At 68.7% G+C, this 17,863-nt stretch carries 11 protein-coding genes; 5 read left to right on the top strand and 6 right to left on the bottom strand.

The features are described 5' to 3' along the window. The first annotated feature begins 5 nt into the window (after positions 1–5). The 3 genes from WME98_RS18630 (at position 6) to WME98_RS18620 (ending at position 2,313) form a co-directional block, all read left to right on the top strand. On the top strand, positions 6–509 hold the full coding sequence (locus tag WME98_RS18630) for a hypothetical protein (protein ID WP_437952501.1): 504 nt from the start codon (positions 6–8) through the stop codon (positions 507–509). A gap of 64 nt (positions 510–573) precedes the next feature. Beyond that, on the top strand, positions 574–1,452 hold the full coding sequence (locus tag WME98_RS18625; RefSeq protein WP_437952500.1) for a class I SAM-dependent methyltransferase: 879 nt from the start codon (positions 574–576) through the stop codon (positions 1,450–1,452). Positions 1,453–1,521: 69 nt separating this feature from the next. After that, positions 1,522–2,313: a thioesterase II family protein gene (locus WME98_RS18620; RefSeq protein ID WP_437952499.1), complete on the top strand. Its 792-nt coding sequence runs from the start codon at positions 1,522–1,524 to the stop codon at positions 2,311–2,313. 56 nt (positions 2,314–2,369) lie between these two features. Here WME98_RS18620 and WME98_RS18615 read toward each other — a convergent pair whose 3' ends face one another. From WME98_RS18615 to WME98_RS18605, 3 genes are all read right to left on the bottom strand, one after another. Continuing rightward, positions 2,370–2,645 carry a hypothetical protein gene (locus tag WME98_RS18615; protein ID WP_437954180.1) on the bottom strand — a complete coding sequence of 92 codons (276 nt, stop codon included), beginning with the start codon at positions 2,643–2,645 and terminating at the stop codon, positions 2,370–2,372. Then, positions 2,642–2,866 (bottom strand): hypothetical protein, encoded by a 225-nt coding sequence (locus tag WME98_RS18610; protein ID WP_437952498.1) that lies wholly within the window; start codon positions 2,864–2,866, stop codon positions 2,642–2,644. The genes WME98_RS18615 and WME98_RS18610 overlap by 4 nt, the downstream gene beginning before the upstream one ends. Positions 2,867–2,929: 63 nt before the next feature. Continuing rightward, positions 2,930–3,325 (bottom strand): hypothetical protein, encoded by a 396-nt coding sequence (locus tag WME98_RS18605; protein ID WP_437952497.1) that lies wholly within the window; start codon positions 3,323–3,325, stop codon positions 2,930–2,932. Positions 3,326–3,589: 264 nt separating this feature from the next. Here WME98_RS18605 and WME98_RS18600 point away from each other — a divergent pair, with 264 nt between their 5' ends. Further along, entirely contained in the window at positions 3,590–4,144 is a 555-nt protein-coding gene (locus WME98_RS18600; protein WP_437952496.1) for an ATP-binding protein, read from the top strand. 561 nt (positions 4,145–4,705) lie between these two features. Here WME98_RS18600 and WME98_RS18595 read toward each other — a convergent pair. Genes WME98_RS18595 through WME98_RS18585 form a run of 3 tightly spaced genes read right to left on the bottom strand, consistent with a single transcriptional unit; the run spans position 4,706 to position 15,403 of the window. Beyond that, entirely contained in the window at positions 4,706–10,603 is a 5,898-nt protein-coding gene (locus WME98_RS18595; protein ID WP_437952495.1) for a DUF3320 domain-containing protein, read from the bottom strand. A gap of 7 nt (positions 10,604–10,610) precedes the next feature. Beyond that, entirely contained in the window at positions 10,611–14,114 is a 3,504-nt protein-coding gene (locus WME98_RS18590) for an AAA family ATPase (RefSeq protein WP_437952494.1), read from the bottom strand. Continuing rightward, the gene (locus WME98_RS18585; protein ID WP_437952493.1) at positions 14,111–15,403 is read right to left on the bottom strand and encodes a metallophosphoesterase family protein; all 1,293 of its coding nucleotides are present in this window, start codon (positions 15,401–15,403) and stop codon (positions 14,111–14,113) included. The genes WME98_RS18590 and WME98_RS18585 overlap by 4 nt, the downstream gene beginning before the upstream one ends. Positions 15,404–16,300: 897 nt before the next feature. Between WME98_RS18585 and WME98_RS18580 the strand changes: the two genes are divergently transcribed. Further along, a protein-coding gene (locus WME98_RS18580; RefSeq protein ID WP_437950749.1) for an IS3 family transposase occupies positions 16,301–17,469 on the top strand; the annotation gives its coding sequence in 2 pieces (ribosomal slippage) (positions 16,301–16,553 and positions 16,553–17,469; 1,170 coding nt in all). The last annotated feature ends 394 nt before the right edge of the window (positions 17,470–17,863 follow it).

Raw genomic sequence — 17,863 nt, 5'->3', positions numbered from 1 at the left:
CGAACATGTTCAAGCTAATCCGTGCGCCGGCGCCGCCCGCCGTGGCGAGCGCCTTGGTGGCCGTGTGCACGCTGGTGAGCGCGCCCACGTGCGTGCGTTCCGCCGAAGACCCGGGCGTCGACCCGAGCGCGGACGCGGGCGTTGGAGACGCGGACGCGAGCGGGGAGGACACGGAGACGTGCGCCGTCGCCACGTCGTGCCCCATCTTCGAGACGGTCACGCTCGAGGACCCGCCATGCAGAGCGTGCGATACCTGCATCGCGACGCGCTGCTGCGCGGAGATGACGGAGTGCTTCGCGTCTTCGAACGAGGGGCCGTCCGACTGCGAGCTCCTCTTCACGTGTATCATCGGCATCGGCCCCGACACGTGCGCGAGCACCGGGGCGTGCGCCGCATGCGAGCGCGCGCACCCCGACTCCGTCGAGAAGTACCGCGCGCTGGCGAGCTGCATCGCGCTCGAGCCGGACACGGGCGACGGCGCCTGCAAGCGTGTCTGCCGCAATTTGTAGCCGAGCGGCGCGCGCCGCGCACGTTCGCGGCCGAACGCGCCGCAATCAACGCAATGGAGCTCTCGTGGATTCAGCCCAGTTCAAAGCGTCGCAAGCGCAGTGGCGTAAGTGGTACAATTTCCTCTCCGGAAGCGAAAAGTGGCTCAACATCCGTGGGCACGAGATCTCCGGACGAGACATGCTCGACTGGCGCTTCCTGAACCACGGCTACGAGCCGATCGCGGCCGACGATGTCGCCCCCGTGCTACGGCCGGAGGACGAAGCGGGCCGTTCGTCGCTCCAGCTCTATCACCACCTCGCGACCAAGGCGCCGCTCGAGGGGAAGGATGTCCTCGAGGTCGGCAGCGGGCGCGGTGGCGGCAGTTGGTACGTCGCGCGCTACCACCGCCCAAGGCGCATGATCGGGATGGACCTCGCCGAGAACGCGGTCGAGTTCGCGCGCCGTGCGCACAAAGCTCCGGGTCTTAGCTACCAGGTCGGTGACGCGCTCAACCTCCCGTTCACCGACCGCAGCTTCGACGCCGTGCTCAATGTCGAGTCGTCGCATTGCTACGACTCGATCGACACGTTCGCGTCCGAGTTGAAGCGTGTTCTACGGCCGGGCGGCGTCGTCCTCCTCACGGACTTGCGCCCCGCGCAAGACATGCCCGAGCTCGGGCGAACGTTCGAGGCGGCGGGCTTCCGCATCGCGAGCACGCAAGACATCACGGCGAACGTCGTGCGGGCGATCGATCGTCGCTCGCAGGACGCAACGAACATCAACGCGTTCTTGAAGTCGAAGGCGCTCCTCTCCGCGTGGCAGATGCTCGTGACCGAAGAGACTGCCGAGACGTTCGAGGGCACCGCCGAGGACTTCTTCGTGACGCCGAGCTCGAAGACATACCGGTGCCTCGTCGAGCGCGAGATCTTGTACTGGACGTTCGTCATGTCGGCCCCTGCGTAGCGGCGACATCAACTCACGATTCGACGATTTACAGTTTGACGCTCGCGCACCGCGCGGGCAGAGGCCATTGTGGTTGCTGCATCGTCCTCGATCGCCGCACGCCCGGAGCCGTCGCTCTGGCTCCCCGCGTACCGCGCGTTATCGTCGCCGCGCGTCCGTCTCGTCTGCTGCCCCTACGCCGGGGCGAGCGCGACGCTGTTTCGCGCCTGGCCGTCGGGTCTCCCCGCCGACGTCGAGGTCCGGGCCGTGCAGCTCCCCGCGCGTCAGTCGCGCCTGCGCGAGCGTCCGCTCACGCGCATCGCGCCGATCGTCGACGCTATTGTCGCGGCGCTCGGTGCGCTTCCCCCAGCGCCGCTCGCGCTCTACGGCCACAGCTTCGGATCGCTCGTCGCCTTCGAGCTCGCGCGGCGCCTCTCCGCGTTGGGCGCGCCGCCGATCGCGCTCGTCGTCGCCGCGCGTCGCCCACCACACCTGCCCCACGTGCACACGAACTTGTACGCGCTGCCCGAGCCCGAGCTCCTCGCCGCATTGCACCAGCAATACGGGACACCGTGGTCCCTCCTAAGTGATCGCGATCTCATGGAGCTCGCGCTTCCACCCATGCGCGCCGACATGGAAGCGATCGAGACGCACGTCCACGTCGACGGTGAGCCCCTGGACCTGCCGGTCACGGTCCTTCGCGCGCTCCGCGACGCGGCCCTTCCCGCGGGCGAGGCGGCGAAGTGGAGCGAGCTCGTACGCGGCGGCGCCCCCGTCCGCGAGATCGACGCGGGGCACTTCTTCATGGATACCCACCGCGCCTGGGTGCTCGCGCGCGTCGCTGACGCCATCGCCGACGGAGAGGCGCGCCGAAGGCGGTAGCGTCGGACGTCGGCGGACCTGCCGATGGGTGTCAAGGTAGTTGTCCGTTGATTCGGTCACATCGTCGTGAGTGCTTGAGCCTCGTGCGTGTGTGGGTTGAGGGTCACGGTGCCGATGCGCGTCCAGTTGCGGGTCTGGCCGGTCCAGCGCCAGGGCGTCCTGCGGCGGGCCCGCTGGTAGAGGGCGTGGCGGGCGGCGAGCAGCGCGCCGTCGCGACCGCGATCAGGGGCGGGGAGGATGCCCTTGCTCGGCGCACTGAGCACGACGCCGCAGGTCGGGACGCGCCATGTGGAGGTCGAGCGACGTGACTCGCTCCGCGCGGATCCGGTCATGCGGCGCGTCGCACGCGCTCGAACATCGGGCTGACGATCCCGTTGAGGGTCCGGAGCCCCTTCCTGATAACGTCCACCGCTTCGCGGACGAGCCTCGCGCGTTCCTCGCTCGGTGGCATCGCGCCGAGGGCTTCGATCATCACATTCGCGCCCGAGATGGCGTGGTCGATGAGCTTGATTTGGCGTAGGTCCCCCGTCTCGTACTCGTAGGTGACCTCCACGAGCTCGCCGGAGGGGCTCCGCGCCAACCTCCCGCGGTCGTTGCAGGCGTGCAGGCCCGGGCGTCACACGACCAGCACCGCTCGGGGACCTTCGTCACCGTGCGCGCGACGACGGCAACGACGGCGGGTCGGTGCGGTAAGACCCCCACCGCGCGCGTGGCTCGACTGCACCGACACCTTCCCCTCGCCGTGTGGCTTCTGCATAGCTTCCGCCACGGTCGCGCCCTCGCCCGAGGCCACCACGCGCGCCGTCATCGCCAGCTTCTCCTTCGGCAGCCGCGCGAGCGCGAGCAGCTCCCTCTTGCTCTCGAGCGGCGTGCCCTTCACGACGCGCTTGGCCTCCGGGGGCAGCTTCGCGACGTGGACGTCCTCCTGCAGGTGATTAGGCCGCTCTGGCGAATCCTTGTCCTGCGACCGCCGCATAACATCCACGCCGCTGCTTTCCCGGGCGGACGTCACGGCCGAACATCGTGGGAGGCTGGAGCGCCGAACACGTCCCCTCACGATCGGGCACGGGTTCTGGTACGGCAAGCGAGGGGATCGATGGGCAGGAGCGCCGCGTACGCTCGCCGCCGAACTCGCAGGGGTCCGACTCGAGCGGCTCAGGCACGGGCACGGGGCACCGTCGGCCCCGCCCCCCGTCACCCGCGGCCAGCACGCCGACCTCGTCGTCACGCCGCATTCCCTCGCTACCTACGACGCCCTGAAGAAGGACTCGACGCCATGACCGACCTGACGCCCACCGAGACCAAAGACCGCCTCAAGAGCCTCGGCCTCTTTGGCCTGCTCGCCTGCTGGGAGCAGCTCGCCGACAAGCCCTGGCTTCGCGAGGTGCTGGCCATCGAGGAGCGCGAGCGCCACAAGCGCAGCCTCGAACGTCGCCTGAAGAACTCGCGCGTTGCCGCCTTCAAGCCCATGACCGACTTCGACTGGTCCTGGCCCAAGAAGATCGACCGCGAGGCCGTCGACGAGCTCTTCGGCCTGGGTTTCCTCGCCACCGGCCACAACGCCGTGCTCGTCGGCCCCAACGGTGTCGGCAAGACCATGATCCTCAAGAACCTCGCCCACCAGGCCGTCGTCCGCGGCCACACGGTCCGCTTCTCGACCGCGAGCGACATGCTCGCCGACCTCGCCGCGCAAGAGTCCTCGGCCGCGCTCGCGCGAAGGTTGCGCCGCTACAAGTCGATCCGCTTCCTTCAAGCTATAAGAACGCTGATGAGGCGGCATTCAAGATCGTCGGCAACACGCTCAAAAAGGAGCTCGGGCTCGCACCACTGAAAAGCCTCGAGACCCGCGATTCGCGCTTGACGCCTGGCATTCAGTTGGCTGACCTGCTCCTGGGTGCCACGATGGCCGACTGGCAGAACAACGCAACGCCGCCATACAAGCAAGAGGTTCGAAAAACGTTAGCCGAGCACCTGAGATGGTCGGATCTGCGTGCGGACACTCGCCGGAGCGAATGGAAGTTCAATGTCTGGTACTTCTTCGACCCAAGCGCTGGCTTTCGTAGGGAAATCCAGACGCGGCCAGTAACACTGAAAGTGCCAATGGGACCGCTTCGGCTTCGTCGCCGTCCGAAGGTGGAGACTGAAGGTGCCCTCAGTAGCCTACGTTCGTCAGCTAGCTAGTCCTCATTATGATCGAGGAAGCTCTCCATGGAGCATCCGCAAATAGCCACGCGCAACACGACTACGCTCCGTGTGGACCGTACGCCGGGTTCCCGGGTCATACCGTGGAGAGGCAGATGGGGCGGAGCCGCCTGATGACTTGAGCCAGAGGGCGCTCATCGCACACTCTCGCGTCGCGCATCTGCTCCAGATTTGCGTGAACCGTTTGTCCTCAGCGACCTCGCCACTCGATCCGCTCCCCCTCCATCGCGCAGCGCCCGGACTGCCTCAGGAGCTCGATCCCAACGGCGATCCGCTCGCTGACCTTCGCCCCCGCTCGCTGAATTCCGAACAGGCGCGCGGTCTCCCGGATCAAGTCGTCACGGGTGGTGGAGAGGCTACGCGAGAGCAGCCAGGCGGCAGCTGCTGCGATCTCCTCGGGCGGCACGACCTCCGCAGGGCGCGGCTCTCCAGTGCTCGCAGGTCCTCGAAACGTGGACCACGTGTCGTATGCCTGATCAGCGCGCCATACGAAATCGCCCCGCATCACAGCCATGCCCGGGGTGCCACGGATGTGCTCGATAAGGTGGTTCCGCAGGCGATCGGTGATCCGTGTGCCTCCGAAGCATGCAGCGATCCGCCGCGAGAGCTCGTCGAGGTGGATAGGCGCCTCAACCGCGAGGATGCCGAGTAGGCGCGCGCGCAGCTCCCGAGCTCCAGCTCCGCTATAGATCGCGTCCACACCGAATGGAGCAGGCGTGAGCTCCGCCTTCACGTAGGGTGTGACCGGCGGAGGCTTCGGTGTCAGGTTGGGACTCGTGTTGACGCTCGCAACAGGCGGCGTGGGTGTCCGCGCCTCCTGGAGAGGCGCTGCGGCAATGGCTACCGGTGGACGTGGGACCGGCGCCCTGCTGCCTTCTTCCAGAGCGCGCCGTACCGCCTCTTCGAGCCGCTCGAGCTCGCGAGAGCGCTGGAACCACCAGTCGGAAGACCAGACTCGATGCAGCTTCCATCCGAGCCCTTTCAGCACTTGCTGCCGGAGCCGATCGCGATCGCGTGCGGTCGCCGCCGAATGGTAGCTGGCACCGTCGCACTCGATGCCCAGCAGGTAGACGCCCGGCCGCTCGGGATGCACCACCGCGAGATCGATGCGGTACGAGCCGCACCCGACCTGGCAGTCCACCCGATACCCCTTGGCGAGCAGAGCTTCGTACACCTCGCGCTCGAAGTCGCTGTCGAAGTCGCCGCTGCGCAGCACCGGGCGCTGCTGCGTCGAGCTGCCGCGCTCCGCGACATAGCGAAGAAATGCCTTCAGATGCCGCGCGCCGGTCGCGTTCGTCCGCGTGAGGTCGATCTGCTCATGCGTCAGCGTGGAGAACACGCGCAGCTTCATCCGCGCGCGCGTGATGGCGACGTTCAGACGGCGCTCGCCGCCGCTGCGGTTGAGGGGGCCAAAGTTCATCCAGACGCGCCCGGACTCATCCGGGCCGTACCCTACGCTGAACAGGATCTCGTCTCGCTCGTCGCCCTGCACGTTCTCCAGGTTCTTGATGAAGACTGGCTCCGTGAGGCTGCTCGCGAAGTGCGCCTCGATGTCCGCGCTTTTCCCGCGCGCCTCGTCGAGCAGATCCTGGATGAGGAGCTGTTGCGCCAGGCTGAAGGTAACGATCCCGAAGCTCCGCTCGCCCGGCGGCGTGCCGCGGAGGGCGCTCACGAGATTGGCGACCAGCGCCTCGGCCTCCGCACGGTTCGTACGCGACTTGCTCTTGTCGTACACACCACCGGGTACGGGGTGCCACTCGACACCGAGCTCGGGCACGCGGCCGTGCGCCGCCGGGAACACGTTCAGGTGCCCCTCGTAGTAGTGCTGATTGCTGAAATCGATGAGCGCTTCATGCCGGCTGCGGTAATGCCAGCCGAGCATCTGCTGTGGCAATCCGGCGGCGACGGCCTCGTCGAGGATGCTCTCGAGCTCCTCGACGTCGTTGTCGTCCACCGGGGCGTCGTCGGCGACCCCGCGCTGGAAGAAGTTCGTCGGCGGGAGCTGCCGCGAGTCGCCCACGATCACCACCTGCCTACCCCTGGCGATGGCGCCGATCGCGTCGTGGGTGCAGATCTGCGACGCCTCGTCGAACACCACAAGATCGAAACGTCGCCCGTCCGCCGGGAGGTACTGCGCCACGGAAAGCGGGCTCATGAGAAAGCAGGGCTTGAGGCGCGTCGACAGGTTCGGCATCTCGCCAAGAAGCCGCCGGATCGGCAGGTGTCGGGCCTTCTTGCGCAGCTCGCGCTGGAGCCTGCCCGTCTCCGACGCCTCCGAGAGAGCGCCGTCCACCTGCGGCAGCCGCGCCTGGAGGATCTCGGCGACGCGCTGACGGCCGAGCTGGATGTGCTCCTCGTCGGCGCCCCGGAAGCGCTCTACCAGTCGGTGGCGGTTCGGCCCGTCGAATGTCCGGAGCGCGGGCTCGGCGTCGCGTACGGCGTCCACCCAGGCCTGCAAGAACGAACGCTCGGTGCACGCGACCACATCGCCCGAGCGGAGCGTGCCGGCCTGGTGTGCCGCGACGATGGGCCCGGCACCCCACTGCGTGAACTGCGCCGCCTGCTTCCGGTAAAGACAAAAAGACCGGAACGCGCCAAAACCCTGATGCCAGCGAGACAGGAGCTCGTGCGCAATGTGCAGGTAGCCCGGGCGGGTGTCATCGGGCCACACACCGCCGAAGGGGGCGATCCCCGCAACTACGGCCTGCACGTGCGTGCGCAGCGTGGTGATCGCGCCGGACAGGGCCTGGGCTTGCGCGGCAACGACGTTGCGGCGCTCCGGGGAGAGCGCGGGGTCGGTGAGAGCGACGACCCGGTCGAGCGGAGCCGAGGAGGAGGCACGGTAGCGGCGGAGCGCCGTGCGGAACGCATCGGCCCGCGCAAGCACAGGGGCAGGATCATCGTGGTCGTTCCCCGTCCAGCAGCCGCCGAAGGCGTGGACCAGCCCCGCTCGGTCGCGCTCGATCTGCTCCGCGTTGCCCAGCGCAGCGCGCGCGAGGGCGAGATCGCTGGAGATCTCTTGATTGGGCGGCAGCACGCCGCGCGCCACCGGCTTGAGCCGCGAGCGTGCGCCCCACAGGAACAGGAGCGCGAACAGGAAGAAGCTCTGCGCCCAGCGCTTGAACAGGGCCTCGAGAGCCGCGAGGTCCAGCTGGTAGACGGAGTCCTGCCAGCGCTTCCCGAGCCGCAACCGCCACTCCGCGAGCGTCCGCGTCCGCCCGATCCACTCTTGCATCCGCCGACGCAGATCTGCGCTGCCCGCTTCGTCGATGAGCAAAGGGGGCACAGGGCCGCTCGCGGCCGCGGCCCCGAGCTGCACAAGCTCGTCGATCCCGGTGAGCGACTCCGCCATGGGAACGCCGAGGAGGGATGCAAGCTGCCGCGCGGTCGCGTCAACCGCCCCAACGGCCCGGATCGCGCCTTCCACCTCTGCGCGTAGGGCCTGCTCGCCTTGCGCCGACCATTCCATGAGCCGTGCGTCCCGGTACGGATGCGCGGTGATCGGGTCCACATCGCGGGATGCTACCGCGTAGGCGTTCGCCGCTTCGAGCAGCCCACGGAGCTGTACGTCGGTCGCGGACATGATGTTGGCGAAGGCGACGGGGATCTTCGGCGCGCTGGCCAGGGCGAGGAGGCGCGCGCTCGCCTGGTAGAAGCTGCGTCCGAGCGGGCGTGGCGCGTGGAGCGCACGCGTGTAGGCGTTGAGCTCTGCTCGCAATTTCGCGAGCTCTGCCGAGCGCTGCTCCCAGGCCGACGGCGCTGTCATTGCAGCGCGTGATAGGCTCTTCCCGAACGACTCGATGATCTGCTTCTTCTGCGCCTTGTGGCTATGCAGTTCGAGGCAGAAGTCGCCGAGGCCCGCCTGATCGAGGCGCCGCTTCACCACGTCGAGCGCGGCCATCTTCTCCGAGACGAAGAGCACGGTGCGGCCCTCCGCCATCGCCGCGGCGATGAGGTTGGTGATCGTCTGCGACTTGCCGGTCCCCGGCGGACCCTGGAGCACGAAGCAGCGCCCGGCGAGCGCCGAGGTGATCGCGGCCATCTGCGTCGAGTCGGCGTCCACGACGACGGGCAGGCGCGCCGGCGGCACGGCGTCGTCGAGCGCGCGCGGATCCATCGCGGGCGCGGCGTTGGGGAAAGCCGTCTGCGCGCCGGAAGCGATGTGGCGCACGACGGGATTTTCCAGGACCGCCGCGGCGTTGTCCCCCAGATCGCGCCACATCAGGAATTTGGTGAACGTGAAGAGCCCGAGGTGGACCTCCTCGCTCACCTCCCAGCGCGGCATCCGCTGGATGGCCTGGCGCACGGCGCGAAACATCGCCGGGACGTCGCGCCCGTGCTCATCCGCGTCAAGGTTCGCGAGAGCGCCGAGATCGACGGCGAAATCACGATGTAGCTTCTCGGCGAGCGTGACGTTCGGTACTGCCTCCTCCGGCAGGCCGCGCAGGCGGAGGCGCCTCGTCGTCCGCTGGTATTCGAGCCCCACCGGCACGAGCAGGAGCGGCGCGAAGCGAGGCTTGTCGCTGGATTCGGACTCGTACCAGCGCAGGAACCCGATCGCAGCGTAAAGCGTGTTGGCGCCGCCCTCCTCCAGATCCGTTCGCGCGCTGCGATCGAGGTGAACGGCCCGGGCCCGAAGCTCTACCTCCGACAGCGGGCTATGCACGATGCCCTTCTTCAGGTCCTCGCACAGGCGCGCGTGGAGCTCCGCGTCGTCGGAGCGCACCTTGGCGAGCTTGGCGTCGCGCGCGTCCCGGCCGTCGGACGGCCGCGGGAACAGGTCGAAGGCCTTCTCTTCGGCCAGCGCGTCCTCAAAGGCCGCCGCGTCCGGAACCTCGAGCGGGATCGATCCCTTGATATCGGCCCGGAAGTTCAAGAGCCGGTTGCGGAGCGAGAGATCGAGCAGGCGGTCGCGCCACTGCTTGAGTCGTGCGCTGACGGGATCGGCTGGACGCGGCGCAACGACAGGTGCGGGTTCCTCGAGCGGCATCTGCGCCGCCTCGAGCAGCAGGGTCCGGGCTTCCTCGGTAACTCGACCCGGGGCCGCCGCGACGGCAGGTTGCGCCGAGGCGGTGCGCATGAGGTCGCGGAGAGGGAGCGGCCGGTAGCGATCCATGCGGGCGACTCGGACGTCGACGGCAAAGACGAATTCCTCGTCGCGTGACAGGTAGTCGATCGCGACCGCCTTTGCGCGCTCGAAACGGGGTGCCGGTGAGTGGATGATGGTGCTCGAGTCGAAAAAGAGGAGCTGCTCGAGCGCCACGGTCGTGCGCAGCCGGGCCGCGTCGTTCACCACGCATTCCGGGAAGCGGTCATCCACGAGCCACACGCCCGGGAAGGCGTGACCGTGGACGGTGACGATCAACGGCCGGAGGCCCATCTGCTCGAGGCACGCCACGGCGAGCAGCGTCATATCGAGGCAGTTCGCGAGCTGGTCCTCCAGGATGCGATCGGGGAAGCGGACCTTCTGCCCCACCTCCTCGAAGCTCGCTGGCATCTCGGCATACGAGATGCCGAAGCTCTGGAGCGTCTCGTAGAGCGCGGTGACCATGGCCGTGACGCGGGCTGTGGAGCGGCTCTGGTAGCCGTCGAGCGCGTTGTTGCCCGTGGCCCGGCCGAGTCGGTCGCGAACCTGGCGGAGCAGGAGCATGACGACTGGATGGTTCGGCGTGACGAACATCGCGAGCAGCGCCGGAGGCGCGCGCAGCCCGGGCCACTCGTTGTACGCGAGTACGTCGATGGCGCCGGAGCCTCCAGCGAGAGCCTGTCCCCCGGCGACCAGCTTCCATGCGATCCGGGCACGTTCGGCTTCGGTGACGGCGCGCAGTCGCTCCGGTGGCAAGGGGAGATCCACGATTCCGAGGTCGATGGACTCGCCGCCGTGCACAGTCGGCACTGGGACCTGCACCGGCACGCCGAGCTCCGGGGCGAGCTCAATGGTGAGCACCGCACCTTCGAGGGGCGCCGAGCCGCTGTTCCGGATCTGCACGGAAGAGACGACAGGCACTCCCGCCTGCTCGAGGGCGAACGTCAAGGTCCGGGTATGCTCGAGCTCGACAGTGACCGTCGACTGCTCTTGGATTGCCATGCCTGCCTCAAAGCGTGTGCACGACGAGCCGCTCGGAGCCGAGCGCCCGCCTCGCTGTCTCGACCATGTGCTCGTGGTGGGTGAAGTAGAGCACTTGCGTGCGTTCCGCGAGGTCGCCGAGGATGCGGAGGGCTGCCTCGGATCGAGGGTCGTCGAAGTGAATCAAGATGTCGTCCGCGACGAAGGGGAGGCGCTCATTCCGGCTGACATACTGCTCGACGACGGCCAGCCGAAGCGCGAAGAAGAGCTGATCCCGAGTGCCATCGCTCATTCCCTCGACACCCACGCTCTTGCCATCCGCTCGAACGCCGAGGAGGACCGGCTCGTCGTCCTTCCCGAACTCGACGACCAGGCGCGCGAACGAGCTCAGCGTCAGGCGCTCGAAGAGGGCGCTAGCACGGCCGAGGATCGGTCCCTGGTTCTTCTCTCGATAGCGCTCGATCCCACGCTGGAGCAGCGCGCTCGCGAGCGTCAGCCGGATCCATTGCTCCGCCCCCTCGTGGATCTTCGTGATCTCGGCCTGGGCGCTCTGGGCGGCCAGCGCGGCCTGGTCGCCGCCGCTCATCGCGTCGAACCGGGTGCGCAGCTCACCTTCCTTGCGCGCGAGCTCCGTCTTCTCGGCGTCGAGCTGCTTTGCCTCCTCCTCCCGCTCCTGGATCAGCCCAGGCAGCGTGTCGCCGTTCGTGCCCGCGGCCTCGGCGGCGAGATCTTGAAGCGAGCGCCCCCCGCCCCCGGCGAGGAGGTGCCGCTCGACGCTGCCAAGCCGGCGCTCCACGTCGCGCCGCTGCTGCCACGTGCGCTCGATCGCGCGGAGGTCGTCGAGCGTGGAGCAGCACGCGCTTCGGCAGAGCTCCTCGAGCTTGGCGGTGTGGCGCGCGATGGCCGCGCGGCACTCGTCGACGATGCGCTCGTGGTGTGCGATCTCGGCCTCCAGGCCCGCGCGCCGCTCCTCGTCGCCCCGCGCCGAGGCGAGCACCTTCGCGAGGCGATCGGCCGCGGCTACGGCGTCTAGCCCCGTGATCTCGGGGGCGGCGGCCGTGACGCATGCGCCCACGGCTCGCTCGAACGCAATCCTGTCCTCCCCGATACGGCGGATGCGATGCTCGAGCGTGTCCGCGTCATCGAGCTTGCGGCTTGTCTCGTCGCAGAGATCCAGGATCGCCTCCATCTCCGCGGGCATGACGGTGACGCCGCGTCCGAACCTGTTCGCAAACAGGCCCCAGCGCTCGCGCCACCCTTCGAGCTGCGCCTCCTTGTAGGCATAGCTTTGCCGCGCGGCGTCGCGCTTGGAGCGCAGGCTGTCGATCGTCTGGAGCAGCGACTTTCGCTCGCTCCGCTCTGCAGCGCTCTGCTCGACGAGGCGCTGCGCGCGCGCAAGAAGCGCGGCGAGGTCCTCGTCGCCGCCCGCGCCCTCCTCGCCGACGAGCATGAGCGCTCGGCCGATCGACCGCCGTGCGCTCGAGTGTGCCTCCTCCAGCTCGCGGAGCGCGTCCTGTCGCGCGCGCGCGGTGGCACGGCGCTCGAGGACTCGCGCGCGTTGCGCGATCCATTTGAGCATCTCGTCCGGCGGTTGCGGCGCGAAGCCGAGCGACGGCCAGAGCGCGCGCCATTCCTCCTCGGTCCGTGTCGCGCTTGCCTCGACCGCCCGGAGCTCGCCCTCCTGCGCTGCGACCAGATCGCGCCGGCGCGCGACCTCCGCGACGAGCGAGCGATGGCGCTCCACGCGCGCTGCCTCGGCGCGCAGCGTATCGGCCAGCTCGTCGGCGGCCGCGACGCTGTCCTCGTACGCGTCGGCGAGCGGCAGGCCGGGCGCGAAGGCCGCAGCCTCCGCGACGATGTCCTCCCGGCCGTCGATGAACCCGCGGCGCAGGAGTCGAAAGCCCCGGTCGCGGCGCCGGCGGGCGCTGCGCACGGCCTCCGCCGTCGGGATCTCGCCGGCGGCATCGAAGCGGGTCAGCTCGGCCTCGGCGCGCTCGAGCTCCCGGCGCGCATCGTCGAGCGCGCCGCGCGCCCGTATCTTCTGCTCATGCGCGTCACGGAACGCGCTGGCGAAGCGGTCGATGATCGCGTCCGGAGGGACCGGGAGCGCCTCGAGCTCCACGTCGCCGGACGTCCAGAAGGCCAGCTTGCGCAGCGCCTGCGCGAGCGCCTCGCTGGCGGTCGCCGCCTCCGTCTGCGCGGCACGGAGGCCCTTGCCGGGATCTCCGAGCTTCAGCGCCTCACTCACGGCGGCGGCGAGCGGCGCCGTGTCCCTCGGCTCGACCGAGCGCGCCAGGGCCCCCTCGGCCGTGCGCAGCTCGACCTCGTAGCCCTCGACCGTCTTGCGGGCCTGCTCGTGCTCTGCGCCGAGCCGCTGCTGCTCGCGGATCATCTCGCGAATGGCGGCGACCTCGGGGCGCCGGGGCAGGATCTCGCGCACCTCGGCGTCCTTCGCCTTGAAGCCCGCCTGCGCGAGCAGGCGTGTGATCTCCGTCCGTACCTGGCGCAGCTCGGCCTCGCGCTTCGGGAGATCGGCGAGCTTGCTCTCGATGTCGCCCCGCTGGCGCGCGAGCCGCTCGATCGCGTCAACATGCCTCAGAACGGCCTCGCGTGGGGTGATCGCGTCGCGCTGCCCCGAGAGGCGCACGATCTCCTCCTCGGCCCCGGTGAGCCGCCGTCTGGCCTCCCCGAGCGACGACTCCGCCTCTTGCCGCTGCGCCGGCGCGTCGTCGGGGAGATCGGGCACGAGAGCGAGGGACGTAAGCTCCGCGAGCAGCGTGCTCCGCTCCGAGAGCGGCAGCAGGTTGCGCTGGATCCGGTGTAGCCTCTCCCGCTCCGCCCAGAGCTCCTGCACGCGCTTGCTGACGTTCTCGAGCTGCACCCGGACACCTGTGAGCTCGTCGCGGACCGTCCGCCACTCGTCGCCCGAGAGCGCGCGCAGCTTGAGCTCCTTGCGCACCTCGGCGAGCCGCTTCAGCGCCTCGTTGATGAGCTGGTTCTGGCCTCGGGGGCGGAACAGCTTGCCCGCGTCGCCGTCGATCTCCTCCAGCACCTTGCGCAAGCCGGCGAGCCCCGCGCCCGCCTCGAAGAGGCCGAGCCCTGCGTCCCCACCGTCCTTGAGCAGCGCTTCGCCTCCCTCGCGGAGCTGCTCGTGATCGAGGCCGAAGATCCGCTCGAAGAAGGGGCGCTCCAGGGCTCCGAGGAACGGCTTCAGGGCGCCGTCGTCGAGGACACCTTCCTCGGGGTCGAGGAGCGTCTTCACGCGTCCTTTGCGGCGGAGGAAACGGAGCGTGGTGCCGGAGTCGCTCTCGATGGCGGCCCCCACGCGGAGCGTCCGCTCGTCGTGCAGGAACGCGGCCGGCGAGAGGTGTGGGAACCCGAAGAGCAGATCGCCGAGCGCGCGAAGCGTCGAGGTCTTCCCGGCCTCGTTCCGGCCGTACACCACGTGCACGACGCCTGTCTTGCCACCGAAGGTCAGCGTCCGCTCGGTGAACGGTCCGAACGCCTTGAGGTGGAGCTCGATGAGCCTCACGGCGCCGCGCCCCAGGCATCGATGCGCGCGAGGAGCAGCTGCTCGGCGTCGTCGATCAGCATGCGGGCTTGCTCGGGGTCGCGCAGGTCGGACAGCGCCATCGCCTCGCGCACGTCATGGGGCAGCTTGCTCAGGAGCTTGTCGATCTCCTCGACCAGCGCGCCGATTGCGCCCGGGTCTTCAACGACCTCGCGGACCGAGCGCAGCAGCTCGCCGATGGCGTCGTCACGCCTTCGGACTTGGTCGAGGTCGCGGAGCGGCTGGGTAGCAGTCTCCACTTTCTCGACCCACACGTCGTCCTGGCCCGCCTCGACCCCGGCGGCGCGGACCTGGTGCTTCCACAGGTCCGGGTGCCGCAGGACGGCGTCATGTGCGTCGCAGCGGCCCTCGATCCGTATCCGGGCCGCGAGAAAGCGCCCATCGGCCTCCTCGCGCTCGCGACGGATCGCGTCACGGACGCGGTCGAGCACGTCCTCCGGCGTTCCCGCGCCGGAGGCGTCGACGAGCACACAGGCCCAGCGGAGCACGTCGACCGCGCGGTGCTCCGTGATGACCTGGTCGTCATCGACGCTCACGACCGTGCACCCCTTGGCCCCCGACTCGCGCACATGGCGACCCTGCACGTTGCCGGGGAAGACCACCCACGGATCCTCGCAGAGCACCTCGCGCTTGTGAACGTGGCCGAGCGCCCAGTAGTCGTAGCCGCGGGCGCGCAGGTGATCGAGCGCGCAGGGCGCATAGCCCGAGTGTCCCTCGCGTCCATCGAGCGCGGTGTGGAGCACTCCTATATTGAACCAGCCTTTTCTCGGCGTCGGGTAGCTCGCGGCGAGGTTCTCGAGCGTATCCCGCTTCGCGAAGCTCTGGCCGTGCAGCGCTACCTTGAGCCGCTCGATGGTGACCGTCTCCGCCTTCTTCCAGCCGAAGATATGGACGTTATCGGGCGGAGACAGTCTCTGGGTGATCTTGCTCTCTGCGTCGTGGTTGCCGCGTACCACGTACGCGGAGATGCCGCGCTGCCCGAGGCGCGCCATCTGCTTGGCGAAGTAGAGCCCCGTATTGAAATCGAGCCATTCGCCGTCGTAGAGGTCGCCAGCGATGACGAGGAAGTCCGCTTCTTCCTCGATGCACAGGTTGACCAGATTTTCAAACCCTCTGCGCGTGGCGCCGCGGAGCGATTCAACCGGCGCGCCGTCATAGGCGCTCAGCCCTCGCAGAGGGCTGTCGAGGTGAACGTCTGCACAATGAACAAACTTCAAAGTTGCCCCCCTCTCACGAAAAACAACCAGCAAGCAGCGGATTCACACGTTGGCCCAGTTCCAGATCGTTGACGTGCCGCCCTCATCGTGCCGGGGTGTGTTCAAGCCGCACGTTTGTAAATCACATGCCGCGCGCGCGTGTCATGCTGGCCGAAGGTTCAGTGATACGAGGACGGGCATTTACTTGTTCTAGCGCAGCTTTGTCCACACAGGCGCACCGCCCGCTCGCCGCGCACGCCGACGGACAGGTGTCCGGCAAGCGGACAGGTCCGGCGAGTACCTTGCCGTGCACGCGAGGCCGGCGCGGCCGGCCGCGGCGTCGAGCCGCTGGGACGACCGTTGAGCGCCTTGTGAGGACCGCCAGGATCTCTGTAGATCGTGCTCCTCGGCGGCTCACAGGCGATCGAGGCGAGCAGGTACCGGCCCGATTCCCCCGATGACCCGCGGCAGGCGTTGCGCAGGTGACTTCACGCGATTTGCTGGCTTCAGGTGGCACGTTACCGCGAGCGCGCGAGCACGCGTCACGAGATCCTGCACCTGAAGGCGCTCAGCTTGGCATACGAGCATTCCGGACCGAGCATCGAAGCTCAGGTCCAGGCGCTCGATATGCTTGAGCTGGCCGAGTTGCCCTGTGGCAGCCGGAGGAACTGCGTGACCGCAGGCGCCCAAAGAGTTCACGAGCCTGTCCTCACGGGACGGCAGGTGTAATGGAACGCTCGAAGGCGTCTGCCCGGTTGCAAACCGATCGTGGAGGAGCTCGTGCGAGCGTACCAGCCCTGGCCGCGAGAGCCCTGCGCGGTCTCGCCACGGCGGCCCGTGCATCGGGTATCCGTTCTTACAGACTGGCTGCGAGGCCTGAGCCTCGACGGAACTGCAGGGGTGGTCCTCCCCCGCTTCCGTCGACACCCCCGACGGCACCAGGAGGCAGGGATGGGACGGAGAAAGAGGAGGGCGTTCACGCCCGAGTTCAAGGCGGAGGCGGTACGGCTGGCGAAGGCGAGCGACCGGAGCATCGGCCAGGTGGCGAAGGACCTCGACCTGACCGAGACGGCGCTGCGCGACTGGATCAAGCGCGCGGACACCGACGCGGGCCACGGCCCGCCGGGGGCGCTGACGACGCCGGAGCGTGAGGAACTGCAGCGGCTGCGCCGCGACGTGAAGCGGCTGGAGATGGAGCGCGAGATCTTAAAAAAAGCGGCGGCCTTCTTCGCGAAGGAAAACGAGTGAGGTTCGAGTTCATCGACGCGGAGAAGGCGCACTACCCGGTGCTGGTGCTGTGCGCGGTGCTGCTGGTCTCGCGCAGCGGCTACTACGCGTGGGCCAAGCGCTCGGAGTCCGCGCGGGCCAAGTCCGACGCTCAACTGAGCGTGCAGATCAGGGCCGTGCACCACAAGAGCCGTGGCCGCTACGGCAGTCCGCGCATCCACGCGGAGCTGCGTGCTCGCGGCATGCGTGTCGGCAAGAAACGGGTCGAGCGGCTGATGCGCGCTCAGAGGCTCGCGGCTCGGAGGAAGCGGCGCTTCCGCCGCACCACCGACTCGCGGCACAACGGCCCGATCGCCCCGAATGTGATCGAGCGGAAATTCGATGCTCGAGCGCCCAACCAAGTCTGGGTGACGGACGTGACGTACATTCCCACCGGCGAGGGCTGGCTGTACTTGGCCGTGATCCTGGACCTGTTCTCGCGCCGCGTGGTCGGCTGGGCCGCGAGCGCGTTCAACGATCGCGCCCTGGCGCTCACCGCGCTCGCGTTCGCCTTGGGAACGCGGCGGCCGGCGCCTGGGCTGGTGCACCACTCGGATCGTGGCAGCCCCTACGCCAGCGACGACTACCGGCTCGTGCTCGGGGCCCACGGGCTCATCCCGAGCATGAGCCGCGCCGGCGACTGCTGGGACAACGCCGTGGCCGAGAGCTTCTTCGCGACGCTGAAGGCGGAGCTGGTCGAGCACGAGCGCTACCCGACGCGAGCGGCCGCCATCGCATCGATCGGAGACTACATCGAGAACTTCTACAACCTGAAACGACGGCACTCACGGCTCGCCTACATGAGCCCGATCGAGTTCGAATTGAAGACCTACGTGACCGCGCGCGCGGCATAGTGAGACTGTCCGCGGAACCGGGGGAGGACCAATCATCGCGTTCGCGCCCGAGATCACGCGGGCGATGACCTTGCTCTGGCGTAGGTCCTCCGTCTCGTACTCGTAGGCGACCTCCACAAGCTCGCCGGAGGGGCTTCGCGCCAACCTCCCGCGGTGGTTGCAGGAGTTCAGTCCGGGGGCGCCACACCGACTGCGGGATAACATCCACGCCGCTGCTTTCCCGGGGGGACGAAGCGGCCGAACATGGTGGGAGGCTGGAGCGCCGAACACGTCCCCTTACGATCGGGCACGGGTTACTGGTACGGCAAGCGAGGGGACCGATGGGCAGGAGCGCCGCGTACGTTCGCCGTCGAACTCGCAGGGGGTCCGACTCGAGCGGCTCAGGCACAGGAAC

The organism is Sorangium sp. So ce296 (assembly GCF_051529605.1).
GTDB lineage: Bacteria > Myxococcota_A > Polyangia > Polyangiales > Polyangiaceae > Sorangium > Sorangium cellulosum_D.
This window is presented reverse-complemented; position numbering and strand designations above follow the sequence as displayed.